This window comes from Nostoc sp., assembly GCF_036917515.1.
Lineage (GTDB): Bacteria > Cyanobacteriota > Cyanobacteriia > Cyanobacteriales > Nostocaceae > Nostoc.
Map to the genome: position 1 here is coordinate 1 of NZ_JBALDE010000227.1, position 23,576 is coordinate 23,576.

Annotated in this window: 17 protein-coding genes; 9 read left to right on the forward strand and 8 right to left on the reverse strand. The window is 40.6% G+C overall.

The window, feature by feature from the left end; genetic code table 11:
- Positions 1-167: 167 nt before the first annotated feature.
- Entirely contained in the window at positions 168-977 is an 810-nt protein-coding gene (locus tag V7K89_RS29755) for a DUF3598 family protein (RefSeq protein WP_335193861.1), read from the reverse strand.
- Between the two features lie 142 nt (positions 978-1,119).
- Here V7K89_RS29755 and V7K89_RS29760 point away from each other — a divergent pair, with 142 nt between their 5' ends.
- Complete coding sequence (locus tag V7K89_RS29760; RefSeq protein WP_335193737.1) at positions 1,120-1,383, forward strand: hypothetical protein; 264 nt, start codon at positions 1,120-1,122, stop codon at positions 1,381-1,383.
- Between the two features lie 25 nt (positions 1,384-1,408).
- Here the strand turns inward: V7K89_RS29760 and V7K89_RS29765 are convergent, their stop codons facing one another.
- Entirely contained in the window at positions 1,409-2,311 is a 903-nt protein-coding gene (locus tag V7K89_RS29765; protein ID WP_335193738.1) for a cell division protein FtsX, read from the reverse strand.
- A gap of 383 nt (positions 2,312-2,694) precedes the next feature.
- Here V7K89_RS29765 and V7K89_RS29770 point away from each other — a divergent pair, with 383 nt between their 5' ends.
- The 3 genes from V7K89_RS29770 to V7K89_RS29780 all read left to right on the forward strand — a co-directional run bounded on the left by V7K89_RS29770 (position 2,695) and on the right by V7K89_RS29780 (position 4,260).
- Positions 2,695-2,982: a Mo-dependent nitrogenase C-terminal domain-containing protein gene (locus V7K89_RS29770; RefSeq protein WP_335193739.1), complete on the forward strand. Its 288-nt coding sequence runs from the start codon at positions 2,695-2,697 to the stop codon at positions 2,980-2,982.
- 500 nt (positions 2,983-3,482) lie between these two features.
- Positions 3,483-4,046 (forward strand): peptide deformylase, encoded by a 564-nt coding sequence (def, locus tag V7K89_RS29775; RefSeq protein ID WP_335193741.1) that lies wholly within the window; start codon positions 3,483-3,485, stop codon positions 4,044-4,046.
- A 10-nt stretch (positions 4,047-4,056) separates the two neighbouring features.
- Complete coding sequence (locus V7K89_RS29780; protein WP_335193743.1) at positions 4,057-4,260, forward strand: hypothetical protein; 204 nt, start codon at positions 4,057-4,059, stop codon at positions 4,258-4,260.
- A gap of 62 nt (positions 4,261-4,322) precedes the next feature.
- On the opposite strand, the gene V7K89_RS29785 is transcribed toward V7K89_RS29780, so the two are convergent.
- The 4 genes from V7K89_RS29785 to V7K89_RS29800 all read right to left on the reverse strand — a co-directional run bounded on the left by V7K89_RS29785 (position 4,323) and on the right by V7K89_RS29800 (position 13,668).
- Positions 4,323-7,838 (reverse strand): NB-ARC domain-containing protein, encoded by a 3,516-nt coding sequence (locus tag V7K89_RS29785; protein WP_335193745.1) that lies wholly within the window; start codon positions 7,836-7,838, stop codon positions 4,323-4,325.
- A gap of 195 nt (positions 7,839-8,033) precedes the next feature.
- Positions 8,034-9,389: an efflux RND transporter periplasmic adaptor subunit gene (locus V7K89_RS29790; protein WP_335193747.1), complete on the reverse strand. Its 1,356-nt coding sequence runs from the start codon at positions 9,387-9,389 to the stop codon at positions 8,034-8,036.
- Positions 9,390-9,614: 225 nt separating this feature from the next.
- Entirely contained in the window at positions 9,615-13,085 is a 3,471-nt protein-coding gene (locus V7K89_RS29795) for an efflux RND transporter permease subunit (protein WP_335193749.1), read from the reverse strand.
- Positions 13,086-13,101: 16 nt separating this feature from the next.
- Positions 13,102-13,668: a PadR family transcriptional regulator gene (locus V7K89_RS29800; RefSeq protein ID WP_335193751.1), complete on the reverse strand. Its 567-nt coding sequence runs from the start codon at positions 13,666-13,668 to the stop codon at positions 13,102-13,104.
- A 1,093-nt stretch (positions 13,669-14,761) separates the two neighbouring features.
- Here V7K89_RS29800 and V7K89_RS29805 point away from each other — a divergent pair.
- From V7K89_RS29805 to V7K89_RS29820, 4 genes are all read left to right on the forward strand, one after another.
- Positions 14,762-15,001 (forward strand): hypothetical protein, encoded by a 240-nt coding sequence (locus V7K89_RS29805; protein WP_335193753.1) that lies wholly within the window; start codon positions 14,762-14,764, stop codon positions 14,999-15,001.
- Positions 15,002-15,276: 275 nt separating this feature from the next.
- Positions 15,277-16,077 (forward strand): PD-(D/E)XK nuclease family protein, encoded by an 801-nt coding sequence (locus V7K89_RS29810; RefSeq protein WP_335193754.1) that lies wholly within the window; start codon positions 15,277-15,279, stop codon positions 16,075-16,077.
- 197 nt (positions 16,078-16,274) lie between these two features.
- Positions 16,275-16,469, forward strand: a complete 195-nt coding sequence (locus tag V7K89_RS29815; protein WP_335193756.1) for a hypothetical protein — start codon at positions 16,275-16,277, stop codon at positions 16,467-16,469.
- Positions 16,470-16,472: 3 nt separating this feature from the next.
- The gene (locus tag V7K89_RS29820) at positions 16,473-19,220 is read left to right on the forward strand and encodes a CHASE2 domain-containing protein (RefSeq protein ID WP_335193758.1); all 2,748 of its coding nucleotides are present in this window, start codon (positions 16,473-16,475) and stop codon (positions 19,218-19,220) included.
- Here the strand turns inward: V7K89_RS29820 and V7K89_RS29825 are convergent.
- Positions 19,212-19,904 carry a DUF928 domain-containing protein gene (locus V7K89_RS29825; RefSeq protein ID WP_335193760.1) on the reverse strand — a complete coding sequence of 231 codons (693 nt, stop codon included), beginning with the start codon at positions 19,902-19,904 and terminating at the stop codon, positions 19,212-19,214. The two genes, V7K89_RS29820 and V7K89_RS29825, sit on opposite strands and share 9 nt — an antisense overlap.
- 83 nt (positions 19,905-19,987) lie before the next feature.
- Positions 19,988-22,516 carry a CHAT domain-containing protein gene (locus tag V7K89_RS29830; protein WP_335193762.1) on the reverse strand — a complete coding sequence of 843 codons (2,529 nt, stop codon included), beginning with the start codon at positions 22,514-22,516 and terminating at the stop codon, positions 19,988-19,990.
- Between the two features lie 602 nt (positions 22,517-23,118).
- On the opposite strand from V7K89_RS29830, the gene V7K89_RS29835 reads away from it, so the two are divergent.
- Positions 23,119-23,562: a lectin OAA family protein gene (locus V7K89_RS29835; protein ID WP_335193764.1), complete on the forward strand. Its 444-nt coding sequence runs from the start codon at positions 23,119-23,121 to the stop codon at positions 23,560-23,562.
- The last annotated feature ends 14 nt before the right edge of the window (positions 23,563-23,576 follow it).

The following is a 23,576-nucleotide window of genomic DNA, read 5'->3' on the forward strand; positions in this document are numbered from 1 at the left end:
TAATGCTTCTAAACTAAACATAGGGCAGGTGCTGGATTTAACGCTATTTTCAGCTTACTACCTGCTCCTTTCCTTATCCCGAACTCAGGTTACATAAATAAAGCTTTGTCATTACTCACATTTTGGTAACAGTTAAAGATTTGATAAGTAATCAAGCAAAGATGATATCAAAGCTTTCTTTCCTCAGTGACTAATGTCAAACTAACCCATTCGCCTTTCTCGTTGTATTTACGAATCATCCGTTGGCGCAGGTTTGGCTGGATTAACCAACCCGTTTCCAGAAAAAATGGTTGGCGTAACTGCACCTTGAGAGGTGATGTTGCAGAAGCGCCATTTGGTAAAAATAATACTTGCACTTGCTTTTGGGGATCTTGGTCAAAGAGAACAATCGGGCCTTTGATGGTAGCAGTTGAGGTAATTGTGCGGTCGCTAAAAGAGGTACTTTGAATTAATCGCCCAGCATCATCAAGTTGTAATTTGAAGATTGTAGAGTAAGTATCAGGCGATCGTAAATCTGGATATATTGTTACTGCTTGACCTTGCCATTCTCCCAACAAATCATTTATCTGCAAAGTTGGACGTTCTGCTGCTGGGGTTCCAGCGAGATGTTCTCGAATTAAAATTAATTCCTTTAGCTCACCAGTATTATCAAACAGTTGTACCAGACGCAAGCGGCGATTTTCATGAACTAAAGCGAGTTCTCCACCAAATTCAGAAAATGGCCCTAGCTGAATTAAACCTTCAGAAAATGAACCATTCTCAAAAAACAGCAGACCCCCTCCTACAGAATTAAATTCTCTGATTATATCTTGTCCCGAACGGCTCAGAGTTAGACGTACTTTCTGGCTATTGTTCAAACCTTCTAGGGAAAGACGACTAGGAGTATCGTTCAAAAGTGTTCCTTGAGGAGAGAAATTCGTAAATGAACCTTCCCAAACACCAAGATTTTGCAAAAAACATTCCCATTGCGATTTCATAGTGATTTTGTCATTTGTCATTGGTCATTTGTCATTTGTCATTGGTCATTGGTCATTGGTCATTTGATTAGCCTTGTTAAGTTGATATATAGGTTTCATTTCATATTCGTTCAAGTAAAACTCCAGTTGTTCTTTTAAAATTTTGAAAGTTCCAAGTTCAGAAGTCAAAGTTTCGGGTTTAGAGGTCGAAGTTTTAAGTTCAGAGGTCAAAGTTCCGAGTCTAGAAGTCGGAGTTCCAAGTTCAGAGGTCGAAGTTCCGAGTTCAGAAGTCAAAGTTCCGAGTTCAGAAGTCAAAGTTCTAAGTTCAGAAGTCGAAGTTCTGAGTTCAGAGGTCAAAATTCCGAGTTCAGAAGTCGAAATTCCGAGTTCAAAGGACAAAGGACAAATGACCAATGACAAAGGATAAAGGACAAATGACAAATGACCAATGACTATCCTTTAGCAAAACGTCGGACAGCAAATAAGCTCCCCATTAATCCTACAGCTGCACCGAAACCTAAAAGAATCAGAGGCAGTAATAAAATTTCTGCTGGAGTGAGTTGCACTCTGTTGGTGATGACCTGGATAAACTCAGGTTTATTGACTAGCAACTTACCGAGAAACTGTTGAATTACAGAAATGAAACTCCAAGCGATCGCACCACCAACCAAACCAAAGGCAATTCCTTGTAAAATAAACGGCAGGTAAATCCAAACAGAAGTTGCTCCTACTAGCCGCATAATTTCAATTTCCTGGCGACGCGCCATGACAATCAGCCTAATTGTGGTGGTAGTCACTGCGATCGCTGTTAAAGTCAAAATAATCGTAATTGTTAAAGTAATCCAGTTCAGGCCTCGGTGCAACTGGGCAATGCGTTTAACTGCTTCATCGACATACTGCACCGTCTCAACTCCACGTAATTTAGCCAACTGCGTTGCTAAGGTTGGCACAATTTGAGAATTACGCGCTTTCACCTTCATCTCATCAACCAGAGGATTCTCACCTAACTGCTGGGTAGCACCTTCAATATCAGAAATTCTCATTTCCTTAACTAACTTAGTCCAAGCTTCTTCTTTGGTAATGGTTTTTATCGCCGCCACCTCTGGCATTTTAGCGATTAGTGGCTCAATATTTTCGATTTGAGTATCCGGTTCGAGATAAACTGATACTTCTAACTGGCTACCAAACTGATAAAGGAGTTTTTCAACTTGCCAAGAGGTTTGCAAACTCAAGCCAAATAAAAATAGTAACACTGTTACAGTACTTACAGCTGCCCAATTCATCCAACCTCCCCGCAGTAAACCGAGGAAAGTTTCTTTCAGCAGATAGTCAAGTTTTGTGAAAGATTTAAACACACATCACCTCAAAAATTGAACTTAACGCCAAGGCACCAAGTTCAGCTTTTGTGTCTTCGCGTCAATAACACCACTATTTATAGTCAATGGTGCAAAGTTTGCCAATACATCAGCTTTTATCTATTGCTATTTCCTTCCTTGTCCTCTTGCTGTCTCAACCATTTACCTGATTTTCGTACCATTTTCTCACAGATATAGTCACTATTGCTTTTAACAGTTATTGATAATAATTGGCTAGCTGTTTTAGTTTCTAAGCAATTTTACTGTTCTTTAAACTTGACCTCAAAAAAGTGGGAAAATAGTTTGGTATTTATACGATGTTTTTCTTTGAAGTTCGGAGTAATTTTATAGGAGCAACAGATTGATTAAAGGAAAGTTGAACTATGAGCTTCTTAAATAAAGCCAATTTAGGCAATACTTTATTAAACCAGATTCGCTCTCAGCTTGAGTCCGTAGAAATACATAATTATAATCTGGCCAAACTATTGTGCAAAATAATTCCTTCTCATTGCCCTTTTGAAAGAACTGTTACAGTTCTCGGTCGGACTCTGTTTCAGATTCCACCTTTATGTAAATTGAATCCTCTTTATGAACAGATAGTTAGTCTTCGTTTTAAGTGTTTATTATATTTAGTCAATGAATGTGGTGAGGATGCCAGAAAATATTGTTAAACATAGGTTTCTATCAATAAAAAATAGATTGGATAAATATTTTTACCAATAAAAATTGTATAGGAATCCTAGTTGCAATCAGATGTGAATACAAAAATAGGCTGGTGAACGACTTATAATCGATTTCACATTCGGTGAGGTTCAGAAGCTTTAAAAGTACTGTTTAATAACCTCAGCCTCGATAATATTATCACTCTAAGTATGGTGCAACGTGACTTCACAAGAATTATTTTGGAGATTGATACTACGTCTAAGAAGATGTTTAAAAGTATTATTGCTAACAATACAACTCCAAAGACGTAACCCCCTTAGCAAGCCCTCCTGACAAAGAAATAAGGGTTTCACAGCCTCTCCCCCTTGGCATCAGCCTGCCGTTAGGCAAGCAAACAGAGGAATGGCAGCTGGGTTTTTGGTATATTCTAGGACTTTTTAAACATCCTCTAACTGAGATTGATAGAATGAAAATAGTAGGAATTTGCACCATCTAGCCATCGAGACTCATGCCTTCTGAAATTGCTGTCGAGAAAAAAAAGTTAAAAAATCCACCTTTGGAGCTTCATTATTTAGGCGATCGCGTGCTGCGTCAAGCTGCAAAACGGATTTCTAAGGTTGATAACGAACTTCGCCAAATAGTGCGCGAAATGCTGCAAACTATGTACAGCAAAGATGGCATTGGTTTGGCTGCGCCCCAAGTGGGAATTCACAAACAATTAGTTGTCATCGACTTAGAACCAGAAAACGCAGCTAACCAGCCTTTGGTGTTGATTAACCCCACTATTAAACAAGTCAGCCGCGATATCTCTGTTGCCCAAGAAGGATGCTTGAGCATTCCCAACGTATATATGGATGTGAAGCGCCCGGAAGTCGTAGAAATTGCCTATAAAGACGAATACGGTCGTCCCCGGACATTAAAGGCTAATGACCTCTTGGGACGCTGCATTCAGCACGAGATGGATCACCTTAACGGCGTGGTATTTGTAGACCGTGTAGAAAACTCCTTGACTTTAGCCCAGGAGCTATCTAAGAATGGCTTCTCGTATCAAGCGGTGAAACCAGTAGCATAGGGGGGCAGTAGTGTATTTAACTCCAAAAAGCAGTTTATTTCTGAGTGGTTCTTGTGTAAGTGCGATCGCCGCCGTCGGTTCAATTTTTGAACTCGGTTACGGACAACCAGATTTTGGTGTCACAGCCACGGCAATTATCCTGGTATTGAGCATTCCACTCACAGGATTATTTTTCTTTGCCGCAGTGAAGGACGCAAGGGCTAACATGAAATAAGCATCAGGTACATAAAAAAGGTAAAAGGATGAAGGAAAAGGCAAAATTCATTCTTTTACCTTTTATCTTTGCTCTGGATCTTCCACTGCCCCTAAAGCTTTTAGCGTCACCAACTGCGCTGCGGTTAATCCTGTAACCCCGGTGATATTCATTTTCTCGTAGGGTTGTGGCGATCGCAGTGTTCTTAGGCACTCACCCGTCAATACATCCCAAAGCTTAATTGTCTCATCTTGGCTACCACTAATCAGGGTTTGACCATCAAGATTAAAGGCAACTGACTTTACCCAATTAGCCCCTTGCAAAGTTTTCAGGCACTTGCCATTATAGACATCCCATAATTTTATCGTTTGGTCTTCACTGGCACTAGCTAAAATTCGACCATCGGGACTAAAGGCAACTGACCAGACTCGATTAGTATGTTCTTGCAAAGTTGTGAAGCACTTGCCCATGTAAACATCCCATAACTTTACTGTTTGGTCATCACTACCACTAGCTAAAGTCTGACCATCTGGGCTGAAAGTAACCGATCTGATCCGATTGCTGTGTCCCTCCAAAATATGGAGACATTCTTCTGTATAAATATCCCATAACCTGACTCTTTGGTTTTCACTACCACTAGCTAAAGTTTGACCATCGGGACTAAAGGCAACCGATCTTACCCAACTGGTATGCCCTTTCAAGGTTTGGAGACATTTGCCGATGTAGACATCCCATAATTTCACCGTTTGGTCGTCACTACCGCTAGCTAAAATTTGACCATTGGGACTAAAAGCAACGGACCTAATTCGATTGCTATGTTCCTGCAATTTTTTCAGGCATTGCCCTGTGTGAACATCCCATAATTTAATTGTTTGCTTTTCACTGCCGCTAGCTAAAATTTGACCATCAGGACTGAAGGCAATCGAACGTACCCAACTGTTATGTCCCTCCAAAATTTTGAGAAACTGATCGTTACGGACATCCCATAATTTCACTGTTTGCTTTTCACTGCCGCTAGCTAAAATTTGACCATCAAGACTGAAAGCAACTGACCTTACCCGATTGCTATGTCCCTGCAAGGTTGTCAAGGACTTCCCATCCTGAACATTCCATAATTTAACTGTTTGGTTTTCACTACCACTAGCTAAAGTTTGACCATCGGGACTAAAAGCAACTGACCTTACCCGATTGCTATGCCCTTGGAAGGTTTTCAGACATTTACCATCACGAAAATCCCATAATTTCACGGTTTGATCGTCGCCACCGCTAGCTAAAGTTTGACCATCAGGACTAAAGGCAACCGACCAAACCCGATTGGTATGTCCCTGTAAGGTTTTCAGGCATTTAGCGTCATGAACATCCCATAATTTTATGGTTTGGTCGTCACTGCCAGTAGCTAAAATTTCACCATCGGGATTAAAAGCAACTGACCTTACCCAACTGCTATGTCCCTGCAAGGTTTTAAGATATTTACCATCACAAATATCCCATAACTTCACTGTTTGCTTTTCACTGCAACTAGCTAAAGTTTGACCATCGGGACTGAAGGCAACTGACATAATTCGATTGGTATTTTCCTGCAAAGTTATCAGACATTTGCCACTGTGGACATTCCATAACTTCACTGTTTGGTCTTCACTGCCACTAGCTAAAGTTTGACCATCAGGACTGAAGGCAACTGATCTTACCCAATTGCTATGTCCGTGCAAGGTTTTCAGGCATTTACCATCACGAACATCCCATAACTTCACTGTTTGGTCATCACTGCCACTAGCTAAAGTTTGACCATCAGGACTGAAAGCAACTGATTTTACCCAGCTGCTATGTCCAGTACAGCTAAAAAGTAGCTTTCCATCGTCAACTTGCCACAAGTAAGTCTTGCCATCAGCATCACCCGTAGCCAAAAGTTTTCCATTTGGGCTAAATGCTACTGACGAAACACTAACTAGTGTTTCACAAAAAACGGACTTAGCTAAATCAGCATTGGCAAAATTTACTCGATGCAAATTCACACCTTGTAAATATGCTTGCCAAATACTCAAATTAGAAAAGTCATAGCCGCTAAAATCAATTTGTAGTTGACAAAGAATATTTAACAGATTTCCACCTGCATATCCTGCTGTTTGGGGAATCTGTCGCAGGGACAATAAAATTTGATATAGATGATGTTCAATATTTCTAGCATATCTAAAAATAGTTGATAACCTATCTATAATTGGTTTAATAATTAGGGTAATTTGAGTGTTTCTAATATAATCTTTGGCCGTAGCTTCCATTAAAGCATGGCTCGTAAATAGTTTAATATTACCAGTGGTAATTTCCTGACAAACCTGTTCAATCAGTTGGTCGGTCATGTATTCCATGACCACAGACTGGAGGGTGAAAAGTGCTGTTCTTTGTTCAATTAGTGATCGCCGTCGCAGTGATTCTAGCGCTTCCATCACTTCTCTTTTGGGCAAGGGACGCACAATATCACTTAGCAATTCGTCAAGAGAAACTAACTTGCGTTTGATTGCTAGCCAATAAATTATTTCTTTTTCGATCTCTGATAACCGCTTGAATTGCTGGTTTAGTAAATTCCGAGTGTCGCCAAAAATTATCTCTCCTTCAGCTAGAAAAGCAGCGATATCACCATCAAATAACTCTCGAATTGGCTCAGAAACGAGCTTTAAGGCTAAAGGATTGCCTGAATACTTCTCAACAAGTTTGGCCCATTCCTGTTGTGAGCCAAATAACCCTTTATCTTGGAGAATTTCTTGCCCTTCTGTTTCTCCTAAGCCAACTAATGATAATGTTCTGACTGGTGATGCTTTTCCCTCTAAAGGCGCAAATTCTTTTGGTTTTTCGCGAGATGTCAGCACCAAACAGCTTTTATGTAGTTCTTCCCCTACCCGTTGCAGTAATTGACCATAATCTTCATATTCTTGTCTATATTGTCCAGCGCGATCGCCTTCTTGTAAAATTGTCTCTGTATTATCAAATACCACAAGACAACGACGCTCTCGTAAATAATTAATCAGCAGCGTTACTCTACCATCTACGCTTTCTGGCAAATCTGTTTCCCGCTGATCGGATAAAAACCCGATCAAGTTCGCTAACATCTCTGCAACAGGTGGCGCATTGCCAAGACTTCGCCAAATCAAATACTCAAAACTATCCTGAACTTCCTTTGCCAGTTTTACAGATAAAGCAGTTTTGCCGATTCCGCCCATTCCCAATATTGCCACTAGTTGGCAGTTATCCTCGATCAGCCACTGCCTTAGCTCAGACAATTCTGCTACACGTCCATAAAAAACGCAGACACCAGGCGCTTCACCCCAATCTTGGCGGTTTTGGGTAATATTCAGCAAAGATGCTTGATACTCAGCTATAACTTGTTGTAACTTAGTGAGCTTCCCTGGGCCGCTACCAGTAACATTAAATTTCTTGTAAACTTCGCTTAATCTTTTGCGTACTGCCTCGGCGCTGATTGCCAATTTTTGAGCGATCGCATTTGGCGAATGTCCCTCAACAGCATATAAAAAGACCTCAATCTCGCTCTTAGACAAGCACCTTTTTTCGGATAAAGCCAAAAGAGCATTTTCGGGAATGACACTCATACTCACACAAAGACACATTACAAACCAATGTTATCTCACTATGTGAGATAACATTACTGCCAATCTGGTATCCCCTCAATATTTCAGGGTAAACATTTGCTGTGGGAATGCTTTCTTGGGCTTTGTCGTTTTTTCTCTGACGAGATGGGCGATCGCATGCATGAGCTTAGTGTACCTCACTTAGATACATTGAGTCTACTTTCTTTGTGCAACTGGCTGCACGCGCAAACCCTCTGTCTCATCAACTGTAGGAGTGGCAATCAGCGATTCATTTCCTGTCAGACCTGATGTAATTTCTACTTCAGTACCGTAATCTCGCCCAACAGCAACTTTTTGATAATGCACTGTGTGGTCTTTGGTTACAGTTGCTACCTGTGTACCTCTGGCATTAACAACCAAGGCACTATCTGGCACGATAAAAGGAGGATTAGTGCGGTTAATCGCAAATCTGACATTGGCATACATCCCAGGTCGCAGCGTCGCGTCTAAATTCTGCACTTCTAATTGTGTCAGCAAAGTGCGAGTCGTTGGATCTATAGCGTTGCTAGTACGCACTACTTTGCCCGTAAACACTCGTTGAGGTAGCTCTCTGACTGTAATTTGTGCTGTTTGTCCAGTTTGAAGTGACTGTGATAAACTCTGGGGAACACTCACATTTACGTTTAGATTGTTATAAGCAGCAATAGTATAAAGGCTGGTATTGCTGCTAGTGTTGGTATTGCTGGTACTGTTACTGGTGTTGCCATTACCTGCTGAAATTAAAACACCTGTATTGACATTACGTGCAGTAATCACTCCTGCAAAAGGAGCTGTGACTTTCTTATAAGACTGCAATACAGTATTACGCTGGAAGTTTGCTTGACTTGCGTAGGCATTAGCTTGTGCTGCTTTGATGTTGGCAGAGTCAGAATTAACCGTGTTTTGTGCTGCCTCAACGCTGGCAAGATTAGCTTGATATGTAGCATATCTTGTATCTGCATCTTGTTGAGGCACTGCACCTTGCTTTACAAGAACACTCCAGCGCTGCCAGCTCTGACGTGCGATCAATAGATTAGCGCGGGCTTGCTTCAAATCAGAAACGCTTTTAGCTAAATTAGCACGAGTTTGAGATACATTGGCTTGTGCTTGCGCTACCTCTGCCTTCGCTTGCAGAACTTGCTGATCGGTGTCTGGTGAATCAATTTCTGCCAACAACTGACCGGCTCGGACGCGATCGCCAATATCTGCGTACCACCGCTTTAAATACCCAGTACTGCGAGCGTAGATAGTCGTTTGATTCAGGGCTACAACATTGCCAGGTAGTTCCAATTTGGTAGCACCAGTAGCGCGACGGGGAGTGATTACGTTCACTGAGGGTAGGGTGCTTGCCTCCTTGACTGCTGCTTGTAATTCTGACTTTTGGCTTAATCGGGGTAGAATGCCTATGGCCAGTAAGCTACCAAAAAAAACAGCACCAATTACAGCCCAACCAATAGCACCAATGCCGCGCCTGTGTTTTTTAGAAGTCGTTTGTTGTTCAGAATCAGGAGATGGACGATGCTGAGAATCCATAGGTAAACTGTCCTGTATTATCTAAGAAAGCAAAAATTTAGCGGCTAGAGTTATTACCATCATTGGTTTTGACAAGAAAGCAGGGGAAGCAGAGGGGCAGAGGACAAAAAGTTCTATTTGGTACACCTCGTATATTGTGGGCGCTACAACTTTTCTCCTCTGCTTCCCATCCCCTCTGCCCCTCTGCCTCTGTGTAACCTGCTGAATCGCAGAATTTTCAATTGCTTATGACTTGCCTTGAGATGATGACAACGAATATGCTGTCTGCGAATCTGAGAAATTTAAATCGTCATCATCCTGATCGATAGGACGAGGTTGTTGACGCCGCATAATGCTGTATACAACAGGTACAAAGATGAGAGTAGCAACTGTTGCAGCTGACAAGCCACCAATTACAGCGCGACCCAAGGGTGCATTCTGTTCGCCACCTTCACCTAGACCAAGAGACATTGGCACCATACCAATAAGCATGGCTAAGGCAGTCATCAACACAGGACGTAACCTTGTATAGCCTGCCGCTTGCGCTGCTTTATAGGCATTTTCTCCTTCCTGACGCTGGTCATTAGCAAAAGTGATCATTAAAATACTGTTGGATGTCGCCACACCGATACTCATAATTGCACCCATTAACGAAGGAACGCTGAAAGTGGTGCGGGTGACAAACAGCATCCAGACAATACCAGCTAAAGCACTTGGCAGTGCCATCATAATAATCAGGGGATCGAGCCAAGATTGGAAGTTGACCACCATTAAGCAGTAAACCAGTACAATTGCAAACACAAGTCCTAAACCAAGTCCCAGAAAGGAAGAGTTCATCGTTTGCACTTGCCCGCGGACATTAATCTGACTTCCCTTAGGCAATTTTTTCTGATAATCAGCGATGATTCGATTTACATCATTGGCAACTCCCCCAAGGTCGCGACCAGAGGCGTTAGCGTAGATATCGAAAACTGGCTGAATGTTGTAGTGATTCACAACTTGCATCACTGTGTCGCGCTTGACACTAGCTAAATTACCTAAAAGTTGGGGTGTAGTTTGACCGTTGCTAACTGGCGTATTTTTCAGGCTGTCAATAGAGTCAAGTTTGTACTGCGGAACTTGTACAGCAAGGGTGTAACTCACGCCTTTTTTGGGATCTAGCCACTGATTGATTGCAGCTTGACCGCTTGAACTTAAGGAAGTGAGGACGCTATTAGCAACATCACGCTGGGTCATACCCAGTTGTTGAGCCTCGGTGCGATCTACATCAAGACGTAATTTGGGAGCATCGACAACTTGCTGAAGATGTACATCTACAGCCCCAGGAATGCGCGTCATCTGGGCGGCGATTTGTTGGGCAATTTCAAAGTTGCCCTTTGAGTTTTTCAGAGGACCAGATATTTGCACGTCAACAGCAGCAGGCAAACCGAAATTGAGAATTTGAGTCACAATATCAGCTGGCTCAAAAAAGAAAGTGTAGCTGGGAAATGTCGCTTTCAATTTCTGGCGGAGTTCCTTGACGTAAGAAAAAGTTGCACCAGATTCTTTTAGGGACACAAGAATATCAGCATCAGCCGGACCAATTGTGGCACCGTTGTAGCCATAAGTAAGGTTAATGCCACTGGTGGGTAAGCCGATGTTATCCAGAATTAGAGAGAGCTTCTCTTTCGGTACAGTCTGGCGAATAACGCCTTCAACTTGGCTGACAATTTTTTCTGTCTCTTCCAAACGAGTGCCTGGTAAGGCTCGAACATGTAAGCTAAACTGACCACCATCAACTTCAGGGAAAAAGTCTTGACCGACGAACGGTAACAAAACTCCTGCACTGACGATAAAAGCACCAAACAGCACAAAGACTATACGGCGGTGATTTAATGCTGAGGTCAGTACATTGTAGTACCAACTGCGAAGTTTCTCAAATTGCCGATTGAACTTTTCGTGTAGCCGCCATATCCAATCTTTCTTCACAGATTTGGTAGTTGTCGTTGTTGCTTCTGACTTTTGGTGGTGGTTGTCGTGACCATTATTGTTTTGGACTGGCGAATCAGTATGGTTGTCGCGATGAGCGTGGATTTCGACTAGTGAAGAATGGCTGTGGTGATTGTCGCGACCATTATTGTTTTGGACTGGCGAATCAGTATAGTGGTTGTTGCTATGACCATTATTGTTTTGAACTGGCGAATCAGTATGGTGGTTATTGTTACCATTATGATCCTCGCTTTCTCTATGCCAGTCCGCTTCAGATGGTAAAAGATAGCTTGCCATTGTCGGGACTACAGTCCGAGATAGCACATAGGAAGCAAGCATTCCAAATACTACCGCCATTGCTAGGGGGACAAACAGGTACTTTGCTACTCCACTGAGAAATACAACCGGCACAAAGACAATACAAATACATAATGTTGCTACAAGTGCTGGAGTGGCGATTTGCTGCGCCCCATCTAAAATTGCTCGCTTGATGGGTTTACCTTGTCCGAGATTTCGGTGGATATTTTCAATTTCTACTGTGGCATCATCTACCAGAATACCAACAGCTAAGGACAAACCACCTAAGGTCATAATGTTAAAAGTTTGTCCCAGACGACTCATCACAATAATTGAAACTAGCATCGAGAGAGGAATCGATACGGCTACAATTACCGTGCTGCGCCAACTTCCTAAGAAAATCAAAATCATCAGCGCGGTCAGACAGGCTGCAATCAATCCTTCTTTGAGAACGCCTTCAATCGAAGCTTTCACAAATATAGATTGATCAAACAAAAACGATAAATTCAGTTCTGGGGGCAAGGTGGATTGGATACGAGGCAAAGTTTTTTTTACCCGATCGATCACATCAATCGTTGAAGCATTGCCACTCTTCAGGATACTAAGTAAGCTTGATCGTCTACCATTCTGACGTACAATGTTTGATTGCACACCAAAGCCATCTCTTACCTGCGCGACATCACGAATGGAAATGACAGTACCATTAACTTGCTTAATCGGTAAGTCGTTGAGTGCTGCCACCACATCTGGACTATTGTTGATTTGTACGGCGAAGTTGCGATCGCCTATCTTCATATCACCTGCGGGCAAAACCAGGTTTTGGGCACTGACAGCATTAGTTACATCTTGGGCAGAAACGCCATTAGCCAACATCGCTTGGGGATCGATATCAACCATAATTTGCCGAGGTTTACCACCATAGGGCAGAGGTACACTCGCTCCTTGCACTGTTGCCAATTGGGTGCGGACGAAGTTGGTAGCATAGTCGAAGAGTGCTTCTTCTGGCAAGGTTTTGCTACTGACACTCATCTGGATAATCGGCACCGAAGAAGCGTTGTATTGAATGATGAATGGCGGTGTGATCCCAGGTGGCAAAGGACGGAGAATTGTTTGGCTGACAGAGGTAATTTGAGCAACTGCTGAGGCGATATTGGCGTTGGGTTGGAAGAAAACCTTGACAACACTAACACCACTCAAAGATTGAGACTCAATGTGTTCGATGTCACCAACAGTTGTTGTCATAGCGCGTTCGCTAATGGTGACGATTCGCTGTGCCATTTCCTCTGATGTGGTACCAGTGTAAGTCCAAACTACACTGACAACCGGAATGTTAATTGCGGGAAAAATGTCAACTGGTGTACTAAATATCGTGACTGCACCCAGGATCGCAATCATTAAAGCGGCGATCGCGAATGTATACGGAAGACGTAAAGCAATTTTGACGATCCACATAATTAGTTAGGATACTTCAAAAGTTTTTTGTGTTAAAGCTAAACTGTTTTCCTGAGGTTGGCGTTTGAGCTAATTGAAGTTGTTCTGTTTGGAGTTGCTCAATTAGCCACTCAATTTCTGATTCGATCACTTCAACTGCGCGCTTTTGCACTTTCGCTTGATATAAATCATCAGTAACTTCAAGTGCTTTTTTCTCCGTAAGGCGTAAGTGACATAACATCAATCGATGTTCGATTAACTGGACTCGTTCTTGGGGTAATAAATGACTAAAGAAAAAAAATTTGATATAGAATCGCGATCGCATATTCACCCAGCTTTCATGAGGAAATGCCAGCATCTCTTCATACCAAGTGGTTTTGCCGAGGGGTGTAATCTCATATACCTTTCCACACTGCCCACCTTCTTCTCCTTGTTCTACACATAGGATCGCTTCACCTTGTTCTTCCATGCGCTTGAGAAGAGGATAAATCGCGCCATAGTTGACACAAATACTGCAACTCATAAACATCTCTAGTTGCTGTTTAAGCCGATAACCATTTAATGGCTCTCGTTGTAATAGACCTAATACTGCTAGCTTCAGCATTTTGATATATCAATTTGATATGTCGATCAACAATATCAAATTGAACCTTTTTAGCCAAGTACCTAAAGTTCAATTGTCAGAATTCTCTGTGATACCGTAAAGGCGAAGCCACATAAGTTACCTGTGGGCTAGTTAGGGACAAGTGAGACGTTCACCTCACAATAGGTAGTTGAGTATTTTTTTATTTGAAAGTCCCTAAGTGCCAAAAGTGAGGATTCATTTGGAGACTTCAGTCAGATTTGTCGCAATACAGTTCAGTTAAGCCTAAAAATTATACTAACGTAGGTTGTGGAGCCACTGCGTTGCGGTGAGGGAGTCGCAGTCTTCTCCCAAGGGGGGACGCTAAAAGCGATAGCGCAGCGTTAGTGAGTCCGCGAGCGTCTGGCGGTTCCCGTCGTTAGCGAAGCGGTAGCGACGACGCAGGAGCGTCACTCCCGAACCCGAAGGGGGGTTCCTCCCGTTGTTCGCGCAGCTTCTCCCCTTCTCCCAAAGGGAGAGGCTAGCGCCAAGGGAGAAGCTAGTGGCGTTTGAGGAATAAAACCCAACATTATCGAGATGTTGGGTAACGCTTACGCTCAACCCAAGCGTATTGAAATTTGTAGTATCTTATGCTGTTTAAATAATTTTCTCTACAGTTTGCCTTGACCTAAGTAACCAAGTTACTTTATAGTGAGCTTAGCAGTAGAAACCACGGTGACTTAGTAAGGTTACGGGTGAATTAAAAAAACTTAGTGAGCAAAAGATAAAGGCAAAGGCTGGAACTGCAAATTCTGAAAAAGGCAATTTGTATACAAGTTACCTGTAGGAATTTCGAGGGTTCAATGTGCGTAGTATGCCTTCTATGCGATTACGCGCATTGAGCGCCTAATTTTTGATATCCAGATTACTCTGGAAATTCATCAAAGAGCTTAATTTTTCATAATCTGCAAATATCAATACCAGCTTTTTTGGTATTACTACTCCATTTCAGGAGTAGGACTGTTGTGTACCTTGACTTGGTGGGAGCAAAGCTGTGGAAATTCACTGTTTCTTTAGTGTGGTCGGGGGAGTGCAAACTGCTGCCTAGATTCAACTTTCAAAACAGGAAAAAACTATGAAACCCAGTCTAAAAGATAACGATAATCTGTTGTTCAAGTGGTTTTGTATAGGACTCAAATATTTTCTGCTGGCGCTACTGGGGCTGGGAATAGCCTTTGTTGTGTCTCACACTTTTGGGGCAAATGCGATAGTTGGGATGCTTTTATCTGCAAGTCTACGGTCATGGGTTGCGAAGATAGCAATTTTCCTAGTCTGTCTATTTGCGCTCGCCATGATCGTTGAGTCTTGGGGTTAACAAAACAGGGTTACTATTCAATGTTCATGCTCAAACTTAATAAATAGCCTTTGGCTAACTTCCACTCAGCCAAAGGCTTCTTAACTTTTTACTCAGAGGGTAAAGACAGTAAAAAATACTTATTTTTTATAGATAATCTGCCACAGTTGAGTTACAGATTATACAGCGTATTTAAAGTTAGTGAAGTACACAGTGATTCGTCTCAAAGCCAGGTATAAAGCTTGTTTGACTTCTAACTTCTGAATTCTGCTGTAATTTACTTCTAAAATAGAAGAATGCTGTCAACTTCCACTCAACTACTGCGACTGTCTCAAGGACAACTTAACTTACTAGAAGCTTGTCCGCGTAAATTTCAACATACTTACCTCGAAAAACTCAATTCCCCTTCAAATCCAGAACAAGAAGAACGGCTAACTTTGGGTAGTCGTTTTCACTTGCTAATGCAGCAGCGAGAAATGGGTTTGCCAATTGATAGTTTCCTGCAAGCAGATGCTCAACTGCAAAGCTGGATGCTGGGTTTTGCCGATGCAGCGCCTGAAATTTTAACGACTGCATCTGATAATCAAACTTTCCGTGAAAGTGAACACTACCGAACTCTGCAAGTTCAGGACTATCTGTTGACGGTTGTCTATGATTTATTGATTGCAGATAACCAACAAGCGCAAATTCTCGACTGGAAAACTTATCCTAAACCACCCAATAAACGCAAGTTAGAATCCAACTGGCAAACACGGCTTTATCTGTATGTATTAGCAGAAACTAGCGACTATTTGCCAGAAAAGATTTCTATGACTTATTGGTTTGTCCAATCTGAGGGCAAACCACAAAATATTAAATTTAATTACAGTACTGTTCAACATGCACAAACAGGAAAGAAACTTAATCAATTATTAAGTCAGTTAACTAATTGGCTGGAAAATTACCAGAATAACCAGCAGTTTCCCCAAGTGGTGGAGGATAGCAAAAACTGTGATTATTGTCAGTTTGCCAAACGTTGCGATCGCATCCAAGCGACTGAAGAAGCAATAAAAGACTCATTGCCAAATTTTGACAGTATTCAAGAAGTCTCACTTTGATTTGATCCGCAGGATTTTGTTACTAAAACAGACTCCTTTTATCTGTAGAGTCTTGTGGAAAATTTTCTCAAATTCTGCATCTTGTTTTTTTACAAATTTAATTATTCTGGTAATTTTTCAACTTGATTGAAGTATGAATTAGGCGATCGCATAGATGTAATATATCGAAACAACGGCGATCGCATAGTACACATACGATGACAATTAACATCACGGTTTATAATTTTTGGGATTTGAAGAAAGCAGCAAATCAAAAACCTCTAGTTGATCCCATCCATCCAGAAGATCATCTTTGTCGATATCCTAAAGAACTCGGTGAAGGCTATTTTCGCTGGATTTGCCTTCGTGAAGGCATCACCATCCAAATTCTCGAAACTTATTTACTGCAGTAACCTATGATTGATTATAAATACCAAGTCGGTGGAAGTTTGACAGTTAATGCACCTAGTTATGTGCGAAGACAAGCAGATTACCTGCTTTATGAGGCTCTTAAGCAGGGAGAGTTTTGCTATATATTGAACTCTCGACAAATGGGTAAATCCTCTCTGCTTGCAAGTACAAAACATCGCTTGGAACAAGAAGGATTTAAATGCAGTACCATTGATATGTCGATTATTGGTACTTCCCATATCACCCCACTCCAGTGGTATAAGAGTGTAGTTGGTGATTTATGGTTGGGTTTTAATTTATTAAATAAAATCAACTTAAAAAGTTGGTGGCGTGAACAAGAAGATATATCTTTACTGGAAAGATTAAGATGGTTTATTGAAGAATTATTACAGCTTCATTTTCCTGAGAAACGATTATTTATCTTTGTTGATGAAATTGATAGTATTCTGAGTTTAGATTTCTCAGTTGATGATTTTTTTGCATTGATTCGGTTTTGCTATAATCAACGAGCAATCAATCCTGAATATCAACGTATTACCTTTGCTATTTTCGGAGTTGCAACTCCATTAGATTTGATTCAAGATAAAAGATGTACGCCATTTAATATTGGTAAATCAATAGAAATTCAGGGTTTTAAGCTACAAGAAACTATTCCTTTAACAAAAGGATTGGAAGGAAAAGTAGTAAATCCAATATTTATTTTAAAAGAGATATTAGTTTGGACTGGTGGACAACCGTTTCTTACTCAAAAGCTATGTCAAATTGTGGCAAATGAACAATATAATGATAGAGATGAATCACTAATAAATAATTCTCAATTATTTATTGCTAGTTTAGTTAGGTCACATATTATAAATAATTGGGAGTTTCAAGATGAACCAGAACATTTAAGAACAATAAGTTCACGCCTTTTAGAGAACGAGCAAACAGCAGGAAGACTGTTAGGATTATATCAGCAAATTTTAATGGGAGAAGATGTCACAATTTATGATATTAGAGAAAAAAATGAGTTAATTTTATCAGGCTTAGTTATCACATCTCAAGGAAAAATCACAATTAAAAACAAAATATATCAAACTATATTTAATTTAGATTGGGTTGCCACAAAGCTAGAAAATTTACGTCCATATTCTCAAAATATCAAAAAATGGCTTGCGAGCAATCAGCAAGATAAATCTCAATTATTAAAAAATATAAGATTAAAAGAAGCAGTAGCTTGGTCAGAAAATAAAAAGCTTTCTAATATAGATTATCGGTTTCTTGCTACTAGTCAGCAATTAGATAAACAAGAAATTGAAATAGATTTAAACACCGAAAAAATTGAATTAGAAAAAGCACAGTTTACTCTAGCAGCTGCGAAGGAAGCAAATCGGATTTTGAACCAAGCCCAAAAAGCTGCTAAATTAAATGCTGTATTACACTTTGGTAAACCGTGTATTGTCAGCTTTGCAATTGGTATTACTAGTTTGATTATCCTGCTACGCTTCATTGGTTTATTGCAGGGGATGGAATGGAATATGTTTGATAGCTTTTTGCAACAACGACCCCAAGCAGGAATTGATTCTCGTGTTGTTGTAATTACAATTGATGAACCAGATTTACAAAAAATCGGACAATATCCCATACCTGATAATATTTTGGTCAAAGCACTCAACAAATTGAAAACTTATCAACCTAAAGTAATTGGGTTGGATTTATATCGAGATTTGCCAGTAGAACCGGGGTATCAAGAATTAGTAGAATTGTTCAAAGCTACTCCCAATCTTATTGGGATTGATAAAGTCGTAGGCACTAAGGTTGCACCACCAAGAGTATTAGCCCAATTAAGCCAGGTGGGTTTTAGTGATCAAGTATTGGATGGAGATGGTAAGGTACGTCGTGCCTTATTGACAGTACGATCGCCAAAAAATCAATTACGCCAGAGTTTGGGTTTACAATTAGCATTACAATACTTAAAAACTGTTAGCATAACTCCCCATCCTCATCCTCAAAATCGCCATCATATTCAGCTTGGTAAAGCCTTAATAATACCCTTGCAACCTTTTAACGGAGGTTATGTTTGGGCTGATACTGGAGGTTATCAAATTTTACTTAATTATCACGGTACAGAACAAAATTTTCAAAGCTTCTCCATCACAGATTTGTTGCAAGAACGCATACCAAAAGAAAAAATCCAAAATCGTGTTGTCTTAATTGGTGCAACAGCTGAAAGTATTAATGACTTGTTTCAAACACCTTATAACAATCGGCTATTTGGGTCATCAAAACAAATGGCAGGAGTATTCATTCATGCTAATATTACCAGCCAAATATTAACCGCAGCGCTGCAAGGAAAAGGAATGCTGCAAACTTGGTCTAAGATATGGGAGAACTTATGGATTTTGCTTTGGTCTGGGATAGGAACATTAATTGCTTGGCAATTAAAATCACCTAGACAATTAATGTTTGTTGTCACTAGCACTGGACTAGGATTAATCGTGTTTAGTTATCTGGCATTTTTACAAGGTTGGTGGATTCCGATTATTCCCCCATTATTGGGATTAATACTTGCTCCGATTATTCTACCTATGTTTGCAACTAAGCAGCTTGAGAAAATCCAACTTCGGCAAACTCTCAAGTTACTACTTGCGGTTGCAAAAGAGCAACCTGCTGCTGGAAAAATTGCGATTGAATATTTCAAACAAGCAGAAGGCAAAGAAAATCAGCAGTTGATTGACAAGATACTACAACAAAATAATTACGAATTATTTTAAATTGGTATTTTTAAGTTCAGCTTTTCTAGCTTTTTCTATAGTCATAAGCATTTCATACCAGTATCCTCTCTGTGCGTACCAGTTTGCTTGACCGATGGTAGTCAACTGGCTCAACTCCCTATCTACTTTGGTAGTTTTTGCAACTCGTTGTACCCAACCTTTAAATATAGGATCGTCTGGTTGCACAGTTTTTCCACAGACAACTACCAATGACCATTCGTAATTTTTACCTACAGTTAGCGGCGTTTTTTCTTTGGGTTGAGTGAAGCTAACAATCTCTCCACTAGCAGTAATAGGTAAAAAAGTTCTTTCATAATAGTTACCCGTCTCATCTCTAAAGGTCAGTACAACCTTCTGTGCTGAAGTTTTGGGTAAGGAAATGAATACGGGAGGATGGTCTTGGAAGGTTAACCCAAAGTTACGCTTTGGCATCAAAGGTCTAATGGGCTGTTCATTCTCAGAACACCTCAGCCGATCACGAGAACCTGCACCAACAGTTTCACTTTTTGGTTCTGGCTCTCCGGGTGGTTCAAAAGTCTCTTGAAAAACGAATTGGTCTGGTAGGCTGGTTTTTGATGTGACTGATTCTGATTGCGCCAAACTGGGTAAGGTAAATATCAACAGTTGTAGAGATAAGCCAACAGTAAAGAATTTAAATTGATATGAGGCATTATTTACTATCATTTTCTGAAATGTGTGTGGTCAGTTGTTATTGCAAGAGTTTTTAATTTTGAATTGTTAAGCCTCCCTGCCTCCTTCATCGTGAATCAACGCCAATTTCCTATCAGTACAAACCCAGACCAATAATAAGGATGTTTGTACTGAGGAGAATTTAATAGAGATAGTTGTGCTTGACGCAGTGCTTCGGCTTTGCTGACAACATTTTGGGTAAGCAGACGGTAAAATTCTGCTGTCAAGTCAGCAGTTGATTTGTCTTGTACTGACCAGAGGGTTGCTATAGTACTCCTAGCACCAGAACGGACGGCAATTCCTGCTAGTCCTAAAGCAGCGCGGTTGTCGCCTTTAGCAGTTTGACAAGCGCTGAGAACTAGCAGTTCAATTGGTTGGTGTGGAGCATTTTTGCTCAGTTTTGAAGATGCACCTTTTAACCATCTATCTAAATCTTTAACATTAATCCGGTCTTCCCAAGTTAAAAGAAATGTGTCTTCGGTTTTGGAGCTAAATTCACCGTGGGTGGCAAGATGAACTATAGAAAAGGGAACTTCTTCTATTTGCTTTTGGACGTTGGCACGAGTAAATTTTTCATTAAGCAGTACTTGTGCATGGACATAGTTTGTAATTTGTTTAATTTCTTGTTTGACACCAGGTAACTCAGCAAAACCTTGACGTGCTTCTGCTAAACCCGCAGTTAAAGCTTGAAACTGTTGGGGAAGAAGATGTCGAGATTTTAATAGTTGTAAACCAGGAGTTAATGCTATGCTGTACTTTTGGATGATAAACTGTTGGCGATCATGCAAAACTGCCATTGGTACACTGCGTAAAAAACCATCCAAGACAAACACTAAGGTTTTAATCTTCTGAAGTTCTATCTCTTTTTCGGCAGGACGCAATAACCAATCATACAATTTTTGGGCAGAAGGTAGTACCTCGTCAGGCAAGAAAGCAGGGTTTAAAGACTGGCGCAGTTCATCAAAAACCTCTGATTCCTCTTTTGAGGAAAGATTTGTTCCATAATGTTGCAAAGGTTGTCCAGGAAGAGAAACAACTACCTCCAAGCGACGTTCTAGCAAAATTGGATAAATCACTGCGGCTTTTAGATCAATTTTATCTATTGGTTGCGGTTTATAAGTTAAGCAGGCTTGGTGGAAGAAGTTTTCTAATTCTGCTAATTGCAGTGCTTCAATTGTTTTGCGAGATTTCTCTAAGTGTTGTTGCTTGATGATTTGTGGTAGGCTGTCTACATCTTGTAAAAGTAATTGTACTAACTGCCGATACACTGGTTCAACGCGATCGCGGAAATTAAATTGCACGTCAGGATTCAATTGCACTAAGTCATGACGCAAAGATGTTAAAGAATCAACAGCTTGTTCATAAGCAGTAATTGCTGACTCAATATTTCCCCTAGCTTTCTCAATTCGTCCTTGTTGCCAAAACCAATTGACAGCAATATCTTCTGCTTGCACTCCCTGTGCTAAAGTTAGTGCTGTTTGGGTGAGATTTAAGGCTTCTGAGAATTGCTGAGTTTGTTCGTAAAGATGTCCTAACTCTCCTAAAGCATAACTTTGCGCTCTTGCATCTGTTAATTCTCTAGCTTGTGTGACTGCTGTTGCTAAAAGTTGAGCAATGTCTTTTGTGTTTGATGATGACAGTTTCATCCAACTTACAGCTAAATTAACTTGGGCATAAATTCCCCAACGACTAGGAGTCAGGTTAGCAAGATGCGCTTGAATTTGCGGTAATAATGCTAGTGCAGCTTGATTTTGCTCAGTTTTTATTAAAAGGCTGAGTTGGTTGAGCAGCGCTTCTAGTTGAGTACGCTCGTCACCACTACTTGCTTGTTGATAAAATTCTAAGGCGGCTTTAAAATCTTCCCTAGCTCTAGCAGTATTCCCCAATCTTAAGAAGGTTTCGGCGATATCTGCGGTAGAATTTACTTGCTTTGCGATCGCTAAACTTTGCGATAATACTTGTTGCGATCGCTCTAAATCTCCCACGACTTGCAGAGTTACCCCCAAACTTTGTAATCCCCTGGCTTTTAGGAGATTATCAGGTAAAGCAGCAAGGTCTTGATTGATTTGTTCTAGTTGCTTTTGGGCGCGACGATACTCTCCCAACGTTTGCAATGCTTGGGCTTGGTTAATCTGCGTCAGCACAATCCCTGTTATATCCTTGAGGGAACGATAGATTTTCTCTGCTTGCTGCCAAGTTTCTAAAGCTAATTCCGGTTGTCCAGTATTAAATTGTAAACTTCCTTGGGTGTTGAGGACTTGGGCGTAAAGGAAGGAATCATCCACTGTTTTGAGGATATTCTCTGCTTGGGTAAGAAGCGATCGCGCTGCTGACCACTTGCCCAAGTCTTGATAAACAATAGCCAGGTAATTGTAACTTAATACTTGATAGTGCTGCTGTTTACTTTGCTGAAATATCTGGGCTGCTTGTGACCAAATTTGTGCAGCTTCTACTAATTTTCCGGCATCATAAAGTTGTTTTCCTTGTTCCAGTAAGATGACTTGAGATTGAGTTCTAGAAATAGAATCTTCTGCGGTGGCTGGTAAAACAGTTGTAATTAAAAAAAAGATTAGTATGCCTAAAATTAGGTAACGATGAATACGCATAAATGCTTATAATTTGCAATTTATAATTGCTTAGTAGACATTGCCTTAAGCTTGCTGAGTGGAGCGCTGACAACGCCACTGAACTGTACCTTTACCAAAGATGATGTTATTAGCATCCCCAAAATAGACTCCATGCAAAGCTTATACTTGTTTTTTCTCTCAATCTCTAATTATTATACTTTTTGGATGCATATAATTTATTTTTAGTCAATTCTTATTGTTAATAAGATAATCATTTTATATTTTCTAATGCAGATAATTTATTACCAGTCAAGTAATCATATTAATAATATATTATTTAATTTTTCAAAGCTGATTGTATTTTTGTAAAAGCTTAATCAGTGTTTTGAATGGATATTGTAATGTGTGTATAGTGTTTAATCGCCACTTGTTAATCAACAAAATGAAAGAGCTACGATTTATTGCTCAAGCATGATAAAAAGTGCTTGCTACCGAAGTTTATCCACCAAAATAGATGCACTTGAAAAGCAGAGCGCGATCTGATTTTGATCAATGGGATTTCCCAATTTAAATTCAAAACTAGTATGGCTTGTGGAAAAGTTTTCTGTCTACTGAAAAATAGTTAAATAGTGGAGAAAGATATGGCACTATATCAAGTAGAAAATCAGTGGGGTGGCTCATTTGCGCCGTGGAACGAAGGTGGCAGCTGGGAGATTGGTGGTCGCTCTGACCAGAACGTCGTTGCTATCGATGTCAAGTCTGATGATGAAGGACAAACCCTCAATGGAACCATGACCTATTCTGGTGAGGGGCCGATTGGTTTTCGGGCGAAGCGTTCTGGTAGTAATGGTTATACAGTTGAAAATCAATGGGGAGGGGATTCCGCTCCTTGGCATGACGGGGGTGTATGGGTACTCGGTGGTCGCTCTGACCAGAACGTCGTCGCTATCGATGTCAAGTCTGACGATGACGGACAAACCCTCAATGGAACTATGACTTACAAAGGTGAGGGGCCTATTGGTTTTAAGGGCGTTAGAACTGAAGGCGGTGCTGACATTAAAACGAGAGGAACAGCAATGCTTTAGTTTTGCTATTTCTG